The sequence below is a fragment of the Cohnella kolymensis genome (assembly GCF_000829465.1).
Classification (GTDB): domain Bacteria; phylum Bacillota; class Bacilli; order Paenibacillales; family Paenibacillaceae; genus Cohnella; species Cohnella kolymensis.
The window spans coordinates 13,504-25,453 of sequence record NZ_JXAL01000014.1; the positions used below are offsets into that span (position 1 = coordinate 13,504).

Consider the following 11,950-nt stretch of genomic DNA (forward strand, 5'->3'; position numbering starts at 1 on the left):
AGGGGAGCGATCGCCATGACAACCGGGAGAATTCACTCTCTCGAAACGTTCGGGACCGTAGACGGTCCGGGCATACGTTTCGTGCTTTTCCTGCAAGGCTGTGCGCTTCAATGCCGTTACTGCCACAACCCCGATTCATGGGATCCGCATGCCGGATCCACGAGGACGGTAGATAACATCCTCGCAGAAATCGAGCCGTATGCCGAATACTATTTGAGCTCCGGAGGCGGAATTACCGTTACCGGCGGCGAACCGACACTGCAAGCCCCCTTCGTCGCCGAGCTGTTCCGAAGGTGCAAAGAACGCTGGGGCCTGCATACCGCGCTGGATTCTTCCGGTTTCTGCGATTCGTCCCATGTAGAGGAACTGCTTGCTGTAACGGATCTGGTGCTGTTAGACCTGAAATTTATGGATCGGGAAGGCCATATGGCTCTGACCGGCCAGCCGAACGACCGCATTCTTGCATTCGCAAGGCATCTGTCGCAGCGGGGAAAGAAAATGTGGATCCGCCGGGTGCTCGTACCCGGATTAACTGACGAAAAAGAAGAGCTGCTTGCTTTAGGGCGTTTCATGCAAGAACTTGACGGAGTGGACAAAATCGAAGTACTGCCTTATCACCGAATGGGCGTTTATAAATGGCGGCAGCTCGGTATCCCTTACACTCTTGAGGATATCGCCGACCCGGACCCGGTGGATATTCAGCGGGCATACCGGCTGATTGGGGAAGGCCGCATCATATCGAATGCCGTCCACTGAGGAACGGCATTTTTTTCACCACTAAGGAGGGAGTACGATGTCATCATCAACGATTACCGGTGCGATTCTGGCCGGAGGACCGAATAAATTCATGTCGGGTACCCTGAAGCCTTTGCTTCCCTTTGACGGTGGAACGCTGATCGAGCACCAGATCCGGATCATGCGTGAGCTGTGCGGGGAGATCATCGTCGTTACGAACACTCCGAAACCTTTTTTTGACGTTCTCGACCGATCCGTCCGTCTGATCACAGACTATTTCCCTGACTGCGGTCCGCTCGGGGGCATTCACGCCGCGCTGCACCTTGCGAGAAATCCTCTCGTCTGGGTTGCCGGCTGCGACATGCCTTTCCTATCAACTGAGGCGGCACGGCGTTTGGTAGAGAATCGCACAGAACACAACCGCGCGTTCGTCCCGACGATCGGGAACAGGCCCCTGCCGCTCCACGGAATCTACGACAAACGTTGTGCGGCAGATGCTGCGAATCTGTTGTCCACCGGAGAGAAGCGGCTTGAAGCATTCCTTAATAAGGCCGGTTACTTGGGTATATCGGCCGATTCGTGGAGAGAGGAACAATCCATCGGCGATTTTGCGTTCACCATCAGAAGCCAAGAGGATTACGAACGGGCCGAGGAGCGGTTGTCACGAATTCTACACACAAGATAATGACAGGGTGTGATGAAAGTCACAGTTGAAGGGCTGCAATGTTTCTACAATAAAGTCAACTCATAGACAGGAGGTACACCCTATGCCGGACATTCGACCTTCCACCGGACAGCAGCCGAAGAGGGCGGGAAATACGGCACGGCGGCTGGCGAAAGAGGAGCCTGCCCTTAAAGGCACATTCGTCTCCGTTTTGCTGCTTGCCGCGTTCATCGCCATCACCTGGATCGGCGTATTCATTCTGTTCGCCGCTCGAAATTAGAAGGGAGCTGTTAGGTTCATGCATCTTCATCGTCTCGAAAAAATATGGCTTACGATCGGCATCGGCATGCTGGCTGTTTTTCTGCTTGTGCTGGGCACGATGGCTTTCAGCATGGGAACAACGACGCCGAGCCAGCACCACCATACGATTGACCCATCCGAGGTGTCGACGACAGCGCCTTTCGACAAGCCGGGGCTCACGAAGGCTGGCGATAAGCATTTTGAAGCCGTCATGGTGGCCTATGCCTTCGGTTACGAGCCTCAAACGCTCGAGGTTCCGGCCGGCTCAACGGTAGATTTTAAAGTGACCAGTTCGGACGTGGTACACGGCTTCTCGATTGTAGGCACCAACGTCAACATCATGGTGGTACCGGGCGAAGTGAGTCAGATCAGCCATACGTTTGACAAGCCCGGGGAGTATTTGATTCTGTGCAACGAATATTGCGGCACAGGCCACGAGTATATGAAAACCACCATTGTCGTCAAGTAGGAGGAGATTTGAGTGAAACAAACTTTTGATAGAGGCGACGGCAAACTGGTGCTGGCCCACGTGATTTTCGCGTTTGCGGCGCTGTTGATCGGCGGTATCGCAGGGATGCTGCAAGGCATGGTGCGCAGCGGCATGGTCACACTGCCGGCCAATATCGGGTATTACGAACTGCTCACCGCGCACGGCGTACTTATGGCTCTCATTTTCACAACTTATTTTATCATCGGATTTTTATATTCCGGCGTGTCCAATACTTTAGGCGGGCGGCTGTATCCGCTCACACGCAAGCTCGGATGGCTCGGATATTTGACAATGTCGGTCGGGACCATCATCGGTGTCGTTGTCATCTTGCTGGGTAAGGCGACTGTGCTGTATACGTTCTATGCGCCAATGAAGGCCTCTCCCTGGTTCTATATCGCGCTGGCACTCGTTGTCATCGGCAGCTGGCTCAGCGGCTTCGGGATTTTCCATCAATACAGCAGATGGAGAGCAGAGAATCAGGGTAAATTATCACCCCTCTTCGCATTTATGTCCGTCGTAACGATGCTCATGTGGCAGATTGCCACAATCGGTGTGGCGATCGAGGTGGTGGTGCAGCTCATACCTTGGTCGTTCGGCTGGGTGGATACCATTAATGTCGTACTGAGCCGCACACTGTTCTGGTATTTCGGTCATCCGCTCGTGTACTTCTGGCTGTTGCCGGCTTATATCTGCTGGTATGTGGTTATACCGAAAATCATCGGGGGACGTATTTTCAGCGATTCGCTCGCCAGGCTCTCGTTCATTCTCTTCCTGTTATTCTCCATCCCGGTCGGCTTCCACCACCAATTGATGGAGCCGGGGATCAGCGGTTTCTGGAAATTCCTACAGGTCGTGTTGACCTTCATGGTTATCGTTCCATCGCTTATGACGGCGTTCTCCATGTTCGCAACGTTTGAAATGAACGGTCGGGCCAAAGGGGCGAAAGGACTTTTCGGCTGGCTGAAGGTGCTTCCTTGGAAGGATGTCAGGTTCTTCGCTCCTTTCATGGGCATGCTCGTGTTCATTCCGGCCGGGGCAGGCGGCATCATCAATGCCAGTAATCAGATGAATGCGGTTGTGCATAACACGCTTTGGGTGACCGGACACTTCCATCTAACTGTGGCTACCAGCGTGGCGTTGACTTTCTTCGGCATCATCTACTGGTTGATCCCGACGGTGACGGGCAGGGTGTTAACGCCCAAAATGAACAAGCTGGGTATCATTCAAACGTTAATCTGGTGTGTCGGAATGCTGTTCATGTCGGGATCCATGCATACGGTCGGGTTGATGGGGGATCCGCGCAGAACCGCGTACACGACTTACGATGATCATCCGGACGCAGTTCTTTGGATGCCTTACCATGTTGCAATGGCTATCGGTGGTATGATCCTTTTTGTCGGCGTCATATTGATCGTGTATAACATGTTTGCCTTAATGCGTGCTCCGAAAGGGGAAACCGAATATCCGATCGGCCAGGTATCTGAAGAGTCGGAACCGACACCGCGGTTTCTGGAGCGTTGGGGAATTTGGCTGGGCTTGGCCGTTGCGCTTATCTTGTTCGCCTACACGATCCCGTTGATCGACATGCTGAACAACACGGTCAACTCTCCGGGTTACGTCACCTGGTGAGGTGATCCGAATGCAAACTGCAGTTAAGGGGCGACATGAAATGAGAATTCTAGTTCACGGTAAGAATTTGGAAGTTACGGAACCGATGAAGGAATACGCCGAGCGCAAGCTGGAACGGTTACACAATATTGATGACGGTGAAATCCTAGTCACCTTCTCATTGCTGGGACACCGGCCTCTCCATAAAGTGGAGGTTACTCTGCGCGTCGAGGGTACGGTCATTAGAGCTGAAGAGGCGGCTGATGATATGTACGCGGCAATTGACCTGGTGACTGACAAATTGACGGGCAAGTTCCGCAAATTTCGGGATAAGATCAGGCGAGGAATGAAGCGGGGCTTTGCTTCGGCAATGGCTTCCCCCCTTCAAGCCGATGAGCCGGCAGATGAGGAAAAGTTGGATGTCGCCCGGATCAAGACAGTGGATTTAAAACCGGTAGATCTGGAAGAGGCCATCTTGCAAATGAATCTATTGGATCATGCTTTTCATGTCTTTATCAATACGGAAACCGGCCGGACGGAAGTTGTGTATAGACGGCGTAACGGGACATACGGATTGATCCGGGATGTAATGTAGCGACTGAAGCTTAGGCTGCAAAGCCTAAGCTTTTTGTAAGCTGATAGTAATCAGTCTGAAGTGAAGGTGGAGCAGTGAAGCTAAGTCTAAGGCCGTTGAAGAGAGAGCTGCGAGCAAATTTGAATGCCAAAATCTATGTGTTCCGGTTGTAAGCGTAGGAGCCTAAGGGGGTTTATCCGTTTTACAGAATGCGGAAGCGGGGAACTTTTTGCTGTAAGGCGGTTTTGCCGCCTTACAGGCTGAGAGAGCACAGAATTTTTGCTGTAAGGCGGTTTTACCGTCTTACAGGCTGAAGAAACGCAGAATTTTTGCTGTAAGGAGGTTTTGCCGCCTTACAGGCACTAACGGGAAAAAAGGCTGCCCGACAACTCATTCTCATGAGCTGTCGGGCAGCCTTTTCCTATCTATTCACTTCACGATAAGGACGGGAATCTTCGAATGTTGAGTTACGTAATGACTGACGCTTCCGAGGAAAAATTCCTTTACTCCGCTTAATCCTCTGCTGCCCATCACTATAAGATCGGCATTTAATTTTTCGCCTTGCTGAAGAATAGCCTTATCAGGTCTTTCTTCCACAATGTACAAAGTCCAGCGGTTGGGAATCGAGGCCAGTATCTTTTCGGCTTTAACTTTAATGTATTCCCCTTGTTTTTTGGCGTCTTCAATCCGACTTAAAATCGCAAAACCCGAATATTCGGATAACGAAGCAACGGATTCGATCGCATGGAGCACAACAATCTCGGTCGCCGGCTGACTTTTGGCCAATTCAATACTCATCTGCAAAGCGCGGTCCGCCAGTTCGGATCCGTCATAACCGACAACAATTTTCGAATATAACATACTCTCCACTCCCTTCATTTGTCTCAATTGTATCGAGTGAACAGGGAAAGAGCTGTGATGGATATCACTATCGACGCACTGTGACGAAATTCATAGTCGGGAAATTACCTATGCCCTATTATAGGTAACAGATATCGATTATTTTCATATGAGGAGCTATTGCCCATGAAAGCTGCCGTAGGGGTTTCCAATCGACATATTCATTTGAATCGTGAGCACGCGGATCTATTATTCGGCAAAGACTATCACTTTGTACAATTAAAACCTCTCATTCAACCCCGTCAATTTGCATGCGAGGAGACAGTCAGCGTAAGAGGCCCAAAAGGTATCATCCACAACGTGAGAGTGTTAGGACCTCTTCGTTCGTATACACAGCTGGAAGTGTCCAAAACAGACTGCTGCCTGCTCGGTGTGGACGCACCAGTCAGAGATTCCGGGGATATAGAAGATTCGCCTGGTATTGAAGTGATCGGTCCCAAAGGAAATTTGTCCTTGAACAAGGGGGTTATTATCCCTTTCCGACATTTGCATCTGCATCCGGAGGACGCAGGACGGCTGGGCGTGCAGGACAAACAATTGGTAGCCGTCAAAACCAACGGGGACAGGATGCTGATTCTGGAAAATGTCCTCTGCCGCGTTAACCCTCAGTACAGTCTTGAATTTCATATCGATACGGACGAAGCGAATGCATCGGGGCTGCGAAACGGGGATCAAGTCCAAATTGTGGCCGTCGACGGCTACCATGAGCTCACAACCTATCAGAAAAAGAAGATGCTCGTTTTGAATTGCGGCAGCAGCACGATCAAATTCAAATTATTTGAAATGCCCTCTGAAAAACTGCTTATGCAAGGAAACACACCGCGCGCCTCTGATCGCACGCTGGGAGACGCGCTTGCGGATATTTTCGAACAGGTCGGGCGGGACGTCGATGTCGTGGCGCATCGCGTTGTACATGGAGCCGACCTTTTCAGCTCCTCGGTACTGGTGACGGACGAGGTCATGCGGCAAATCGAATCGATTTCCTATCTCGCACCTTTACACAATCCGATCAATTTGGAAGGGGTACGGCTGTGCCAGATGCGATATGAGGGAGTTCCGCAAGTCGTCGTGTTCGATACAAGCTTTCATCAAACAATGCCGCCCACCTCTTATCTGTACTCCATTCCTTATGAATACTACGAAAAACATAAGATTCGCAAATACGGGTTTCACGGAAGCAGTCATCGTTATGTTGCGGCCCGAGCCGCGGAGATTATGGGCAAACCTATTGAAAACCTCCGCTTGATCAGCTGCCATATTGGGAACGGAGTAAGTGTGACCGCGATTCGAAACGAAGAATCGTACGATACATCTATGGGGCTTACGCCGCTTGCAGGTGTGACCATGGGAACGCGAAGCGGAAATATCGATCCGGCGATTATTCCTTATTTGGAGCGACTCGAAGGACTGCAAGCCGACGAAGTCATTCATGTTCTGAATCACCGCAGCGGTCTGCTGGGGATATCGGGAGTGAGCAACGATCTTCGCGAGCTGCTGCTTCACGCGAAAGAAGGGCATAAGAGATCCCAGCTGGCTCTCGATTTGTTCGTGAGCAAGCTGCACCAATATATCGGGCTTTATTTCGCGCGTCTGAACGGCGCCGACGGGATCATATTTACGGCTGGGGTCGGTGAAAACAGTGCGGAGATTCGGGACATGGTGTGCCAGGGACTTGAGTTTGCAGGGGTGTATCTCGATGCTCAATCGAACTGGAACGGGCAAGGTGAAAGACTGATCTCCAGCCAATATTCGCCGATCAAGGTGATGGTTATACCCACCAATGAGGAAATCGTGATGGCCCGCGACGCCTATCAAATTGTGGTCAAAGTGTGATGAACATGCATGGTATCAACCGCATAAATTTTCTTCCCGTGGCAAATACTGATTGCCACTATAGGAAGGAAATGAGTTGATCATCATGTGTGACCGCTTCTCCTTAACGGCGGATCTCGACCGATTGACGCAAGATTTCGGCATCGAACACGTTCATATTCCGTACCAGAGAAGATATAATATCGCTCCGACACAAGAGATCCCGGTGATTCAGCAAATCGGAGAGGAACGCTGCTTGAATCAGCAAAGATGGGGCTTGATGCCATACTGGGGCAAATGCTCCGTCAATACCGACAGGGGATCGGTTGCGGATAAACCGTATCTGAGGTCGATGCTGGCGAAAAGAAGATGCGTCGTTCCGTGCAGCGGATTTTATATATGGCAGGGGGATGGGAGAACAAAGCGCGCGTGGCATGCCGTACATCCGAAGAAACCGGTTTTCGCGATGGCGGGTATGTTCGATAACTGGATCGATTCGGAAAGAAAGGAATACCCGATGTGTACGGTAATAACGGCAGAGTCGGCCAATGGGCTTAACCGCAGCGCACCGTTATTGTTGGACGAGGCATCTGTCGAAGTATGGCTGGATGGGGATGTTACGGACACGGAAGTTCTTCGGGAAATGCTGCACTCGCTGCCGTTAACCGAGTTTTATGTCTATCCCGTATCGCCCCGTGTCGAGGACATCTCCATGCAAGATCCTGAGTGTGTTGCTGAGGTCGCGGTGACTTTTTCACGGATGAAAAGCTGATGCAGCCGTCTTAATAGGCGGCTTTTTCTTTTTCATTCCGCAAACTGAGCAGGCTTGGCGCACCGTCCCGGGCTTTGCTGAGCGGAATGCATAGCGGAGTCCCGTAAAAAGGATCGGGAATGATTCGGCATTCCATAGAGAACACGGATTCGATCAGTTTCGCTTCAATGATGTCTTCCGGTCTTCCTTGCGCTTCGATCTTGCCGCTGCATATCGCAACGACATTGTCGGCGTATCGGCAGGCAAGATTAATATCGTGCAGGACCATCACAATGGTGCGATGTTCCTCAGCGTTCAAACGATACAGTAAATCAAGCACCTCTATTTGGTGGGCCATGTCCAGATAAGTCGTTGGTTCGTCGAGTAAAATGACAGGCGTTTCCTGAGCGAGTGTCATTGCGATCCATGCACGTTGTCTTTGCCCGCCGGATAATGAATCGACGGTACGGTCGACAAATGAATCCATACCGGTGGACAACAACGCTTTTTTAACGGCTGCGTCATCTTCTCGGGACCACTGTCTCAGCCAACTTTGGTAAGGATAGCGCCCTTGTTTGACCAGCTGCAGCACAGTCAAGCCTTCAGGCGCAGCCGGACCTTGCGGAAGAATGGAAAGCTTGCGCGCCAAATGCTTGGTCTTCATACCCGAAATATCCGCGCCGTCCAGAATGACGGATCCGCGCTGCGGCTTCAGTAAACGCGATATCGAGCGAACAAGCGTTGATTTCCCGCAGCCGTTGCTTCCGATGAAAACCGTTATTTTCCCCTTAGGAATCGCGAGATTCAAATCTTCGAAGACGTAACAATCCCCATAGGACAATCCCAGGTTTCTGACTTCCAGCTGGCTCATGGTTAATATTCCTCCAGTGATTAGAAACGATCTCGGCTGCGGTACAGCAAAAACATGAAGAAGGGCGCCCCGATGGCTGCAGTGAAAACGCCGGCAGGAACATCGCGGGGCAAGAACGCGGTTCGTGCGATGAGGTCCGCACCGACAAGGATAATGGCTCCAAGCAACGCACTGACCGGCAGCACGTTGCCGAAAGATGGACCCGTCAATTTTCGCGCCATGTGAGGGGCCATCAGGCCTATGAAAGAAATGGCGCCTCCGATGGCAACCGCCGATCCCGCCAAAGAAACGCTGAGCATAAGAAGCAGCAGGCGGCCTTTTTGAACTCGAGCTCCTGCGCTCCCCGCGACATCGTCACCGAGCATCTGAATATTGACCTTCCGTGCCTGCAGCCAGGCGATTGGAAGCAGGACCGCCACCCATGGGAGCAAGGTGATGACATCTTTGTCCCACGAGGCGCCGTATATACTTCCGGTCATGAAGGTCAACGACCTTTCCGCAAGTTGAAGAGGGCCGGAGATGATCAGCATGTAAGAGATCGATTTGACGGCTGCCGATATACCTATGCCTATAAGCACCAGACGGAGAGGGGATACACCCTTTTTCCAAGCAAGCAGATAAAGCAGCGCAGTGACCGCAAACGCACCGAGGATCGCAGCGATCGGCATCCAATGGATCGAAACCGTGTCCATGAAAACAAAAATGAACAATACCGCTCCGAACGACGCACCTTCCGTAATGCCGGCCACATCAGGCGACGCAAGGGGATTGCGGATGATTCCCTGGAGTATTGCCCCTGAAACCGCAAGGGAAGCCCCGACAAGCAGCCCGATAATGATACGCGGCAGTCTAAGCTTTTCCACGATAAGCTGATCCGCAGGGTCGGCCATACCGACAAGAGCTTTGACCACAGAGACGGGGGCAATGTACCGGCTGCCGAGTGCTGTGCTGATGACGATGAGTCCCGCGCATAGGACGAACAGGAGCGTGCTGATCCGGACCGTTCTCTTATCGAGCAGCAACGACACTCCAAAACGGCCCGAGCGAATCGTCTTCAATTTGCTCATGATGTCCGCCCCCCTTTTCTTGCGATATAGATGAAGAACGGTACGCCGAGCAGCGCGGTCATGACGCCGACCGGCACTTCCTTGGGCATAGCGATGTAGCGGGATCCCAAATCGGCGGATATAAGCAGAAACGCTCCTAGAACCGCGCAATAGGGCACAATCCAGCGGTAATCCGTCCCGACGAAGAACCGGACGACATGAGGAATGATGATACCGATAAAGGCGATCGGTCCCGCGACTGCTACCGAAGCGCCGGCAAGAAGAATAACGGCCGCCGCCGCCGATATTTTGATATAAACGATGTTCTGCCCAAGGCTGCGGGCAATATCATCACCCATGGACAGCACACTCAATTTCCTCGACAGAAACAGGGCGATTAGCATACCTGCGCCCATGTACGGCCAGACCGCTTCGAGTTGGTTCATGTCTCTTCCAGCCACCGAGCCGACCAGCCATACCAGTACCTGGTCGAACATTTTTCCGTCGGACAACATCATACCTTGCGTTAAAGAGTAGAAAAATGCAGCCATTGAGGCCCCGGCCAGCGTGATCTTTACCGGCGTCATCCCGTCCCTTCCTATGCTTCCGAGCGCAAAGACAATACAGCCGCTTATTGCGGCACCCAGAAGTGCGACCCAGGTAAGTGCCTGCAATCCCGATAAATCCAGCCAGCCTGCTGCCAGAACAATGAAGAAGACGGCGCCTGAATTCACGCCGAGAGTGCTCGGCGATGCGATGGGGTTGCTTGTAATGACTTGCATCAACGCTCCGGCAACGGCCAGAGAAGCTCCTGCGGAAGCAGCGATGAATGCGCGGGGGACCCGTGTCGTCTGAATAACCAGATGATCGTTGCTGCCATTGCCGCCTGCGAACGATTCCCATACGGCAGACAAGGGAATATCCGTTACTCCGAATGCGATGCTCGCTGCAACTGCCAGCATTACTGAAATAAGCGATATGATCAGCCTAATAATTTCATAATAGCGGAGCTGCCTACTTTCCATACCCATACTGATAGTTACTAGTTTAGAAGAAGGGGCTTTGCAATGTCAACGATTTTGATAATCATTATCAATGTATGATTGACAATCATTTCGTGTCTCCGGTATAGTTCTCGGTGTGAATGATAATCATTATCAATTATAAACCGTTTATCATGGAGGGAAATTATGGTTTCGATTCGTTCATCAAAAAGAAGTTTGTTATTAGGACTCATCTTTGTGTGCGTGGTCAGTCTGTCTTTGACGGGATGCGGCAAAAAGGAGGCGCCGGCTGCGGGCATCGCCCCCGACAATGACGAAACGAGGACGGTTGAGCATGCAATGGGTAAAACGGAGATTAAAGGGAAGCCCCAAAAGGTTGTTATTTTGACGAATGAAGGAACGGAAGCATTGCTTGCATTGGGAGTTAAACCGGTTGGTGCGGTGAAATCATGGACAGGAGACCCTTGGTATGATCATATTGCGGCCGATATGAAGGGAGTTACCGAGCTCGGTGAGGAAAGCCAGCCGAATATCGAACTTATAGCCGGTCTCCAGCCGGATTTGATTATAGGCAACAAAATGCGGCAGGAGAAAATTTATGAGCAGCTGCAAGCGATCGCGCCTACCGTAATGTCGGCAGACCTGCGCGGAAATTGGAAGACAAACTTCAAGCTTTATGCCGAGGCGCTGGGCCTGACAGCTGAAGGAGACCAACAATTGGCGGCATTCGATTCACGGATCGACAATTTCAAAAGCAAAGCCGGCGAAAAATTGAAAGAAACTGTGTCCGTCGTTCGTTTCATGGACGGGAAAACCCGTGTATACCATACGAATACTTTCACGGGGATTATTTTCGATGAAATCGGGCTGGCCCGGAATGACATGACGAAGAACGCGAAAGACACATTTGTCGATGAAATCACAAAAGAGCGCCTTCCTGAAGCGGATGCGGATCGATTATTTTACTTTACTTACGAGACAGGCGACGGCAAAGCCAGCAACACCGAGCAAGAATGGACCGGTGATCCGCTGTGGAAAAACCTGACTGCTGTGAAAAACGGAAAAGCATACAAAGTCGACGATGTTATTTGGAACACGGCGGGCGGGATCAAAGCGGCGAATTTACTGCTTGATGAGCTCTACCAGATATATGAAGTTTAATTCGGATTTGCTGTTCAATCAATATCGTATCGTG

At 51.4% G+C, this 11,950-nt stretch carries 13 protein-coding genes; 9 read left to right on the top strand and 4 right to left on the bottom strand.

Annotated features, from left to right (window positions below):
* Positions 1–15: 15 nt before the first annotated feature.
* The 6 genes from pflA to hpf all read left to right on the top strand — a co-directional run bounded on the left by pflA (position 16) and on the right by hpf (position 4,392).
* Positions 16–756, top strand: coding sequence for a pyruvate formate-lyase-activating protein (pflA, locus tag SD71_RS08940; protein WP_041062075.1), 741 nt, complete (start codon positions 16–18; stop codon positions 754–756).
* A gap of 37 nt (positions 757–793) precedes the next feature.
* A complete protein-coding gene (mobA, locus tag SD71_RS08945) occupies positions 794–1,420 on the top strand; it encodes a molybdenum cofactor guanylyltransferase (protein WP_052476099.1) in 627 nt (208 codons plus the stop codon).
* An 82-nt stretch (positions 1,421–1,502) separates the two neighbouring features.
* On the top strand, positions 1,503–1,679 hold the full coding sequence (locus SD71_RS25880) for a cytochrome c oxidase subunit 2A (RefSeq protein ID WP_152619392.1): 177 nt from the start codon (positions 1,503–1,505) through the stop codon (positions 1,677–1,679).
* An 18-nt stretch (positions 1,680–1,697) separates the two neighbouring features.
* A complete protein-coding gene (locus SD71_RS08950) occupies positions 1,698–2,168 on the top strand; it encodes a cytochrome c oxidase subunit II (RefSeq protein ID WP_041062076.1) in 471 nt (156 codons plus the stop codon).
* A gap of 12 nt (positions 2,169–2,180) precedes the next feature.
* On the top strand, positions 2,181–3,818 hold the full coding sequence (locus SD71_RS08955; RefSeq protein WP_041062077.1) for a b(o/a)3-type cytochrome-c oxidase subunit 1: 1,638 nt from the start codon (positions 2,181–2,183) through the stop codon (positions 3,816–3,818).
* 40 nt (positions 3,819–3,858) lie between these two features.
* Positions 3,859–4,392: a ribosome hibernation-promoting factor, HPF/YfiA family gene (gene hpf / locus SD71_RS08960; protein ID WP_041062078.1), complete on the top strand. Its 534-nt coding sequence runs from the start codon at positions 3,859–3,861 to the stop codon at positions 4,390–4,392.
* 408 nt (positions 4,393–4,800) lie between these two features.
* On the opposite strand, the gene SD71_RS08965 is transcribed toward hpf, so the two are convergent.
* Entirely contained in the window at positions 4,801–5,232 is a 432-nt protein-coding gene (locus SD71_RS08965) for a universal stress protein (protein ID WP_041062079.1), read from the bottom strand.
* Between the two features lie 165 nt (positions 5,233–5,397).
* On the opposite strand from SD71_RS08965, the gene SD71_RS25885 reads away from it, so the two are divergent.
* The gene (locus SD71_RS25885) at positions 5,398–7,104 is read left to right on the top strand and encodes an acetate/propionate family kinase (RefSeq protein WP_041062080.1); all 1,707 of its coding nucleotides are present in this window, start codon (positions 5,398–5,400) and stop codon (positions 7,102–7,104) included.
* An 85-nt stretch (positions 7,105–7,189) separates the two neighbouring features.
* Positions 7,190–7,855: an SOS response-associated peptidase gene (locus SD71_RS08975; RefSeq protein ID WP_041062207.1), complete on the top strand. Its 666-nt coding sequence runs from the start codon at positions 7,190–7,192 to the stop codon at positions 7,853–7,855.
* 10 nt (positions 7,856–7,865) lie between these two features.
* Here the strand turns inward: SD71_RS08975 and SD71_RS08980 are convergent, their stop codons facing one another.
* Genes SD71_RS08980 through SD71_RS08990 form a run of 3 tightly spaced genes read right to left on the bottom strand, consistent with a single transcriptional unit; the run spans position 7,866 to position 10,776 of the window.
* Positions 7,866–8,705 (bottom strand): ABC transporter ATP-binding protein, encoded by an 840-nt coding sequence (locus SD71_RS08980; RefSeq protein ID WP_041062081.1) that lies wholly within the window; start codon positions 8,703–8,705, stop codon positions 7,866–7,868.
* A 20-nt stretch (positions 8,706–8,725) separates the two neighbouring features.
* Positions 8,726–9,772, bottom strand: a complete 1,047-nt coding sequence (locus SD71_RS08985; RefSeq protein WP_041062082.1) for a FecCD family ABC transporter permease — start codon at positions 9,770–9,772, stop codon at positions 8,726–8,728.
* A complete protein-coding gene (locus SD71_RS08990; protein ID WP_041062083.1) occupies positions 9,769–10,776 on the bottom strand; it encodes a FecCD family ABC transporter permease in 1,008 nt (335 codons plus the stop codon). Before SD71_RS08990 ends, SD71_RS08985 begins: the two co-directional genes overlap by 4 nt.
* Positions 10,777–10,950: 174 nt before the next feature.
* Here SD71_RS08990 and SD71_RS08995 point away from each other — a divergent pair, with 174 nt between their 5' ends.
* On the top strand, positions 10,951–11,916 hold the full coding sequence (locus tag SD71_RS08995; protein WP_041062208.1) for an ABC transporter substrate-binding protein: 966 nt from the start codon (positions 10,951–10,953) through the stop codon (positions 11,914–11,916).
* Positions 11,917–11,950: the final 34 nt, after the last annotated feature.

Excerpts from the sequence above, each read along its gene's own strand:
- pflA (WP_041062075.1), top strand. The coding sequence starts at position 16 with ATGACAACCGGGAGAATTCACTCTCTCGAAACGTTCGGGACCGTAGAC.
- mobA (WP_052476099.1), top strand. The coding sequence starts at position 794 with ATGTCATCATCAACGATTACCGGTGCGATTCTGGCCGGAGGACCGAAT.
- SD71_RS25880 (WP_152619392.1), top strand. The coding sequence starts at position 1,503 with ATGCCGGACATTCGACCTTCCACCGGACAGCAGCCGAAGAGGGCGGGA.
- SD71_RS08950 (WP_041062076.1), top strand. The coding sequence starts at position 1,698 with ATGCATCTTCATCGTCTCGAAAAAATATGGCTTACGATCGGCATCGGC.
- hpf (WP_041062078.1), top strand. The coding sequence starts at position 3,859 with ATGAGAATTCTAGTTCACGGTAAGAATTTGGAAGTTACGGAACCGATG.
- SD71_RS08965 (WP_041062079.1), bottom strand. The coding sequence starts at position 5,232 with ATGTTATATTCGAAAATTGTTGTCGGTTATGACGGATCCGAACTGGCG.
- SD71_RS25885 (WP_041062080.1), top strand. The coding sequence starts at position 5,398 with ATGAAAGCTGCCGTAGGGGTTTCCAATCGACATATTCATTTGAATCGT.
- SD71_RS08975 (WP_041062207.1), top strand. The coding sequence starts at position 7,190 with ATGTGTGACCGCTTCTCCTTAACGGCGGATCTCGACCGATTGACGCAA.
- SD71_RS08980 (WP_041062081.1), bottom strand. The coding sequence starts at position 8,705 with ATGAGCCAGCTGGAAGTCAGAAACCTGGGATTGTCCTATGGGGATTGT.
- SD71_RS08985 (WP_041062082.1), bottom strand. The coding sequence starts at position 9,772 with ATGAGCAAATTGAAGACGATTCGCTCGGGCCGTTTTGGAGTGTCGTTG.
- SD71_RS08990 (WP_041062083.1), bottom strand. The coding sequence starts at position 10,776 with ATGGAAAGTAGGCAGCTCCGCTATTATGAAATTATTAGGCTGATCATA.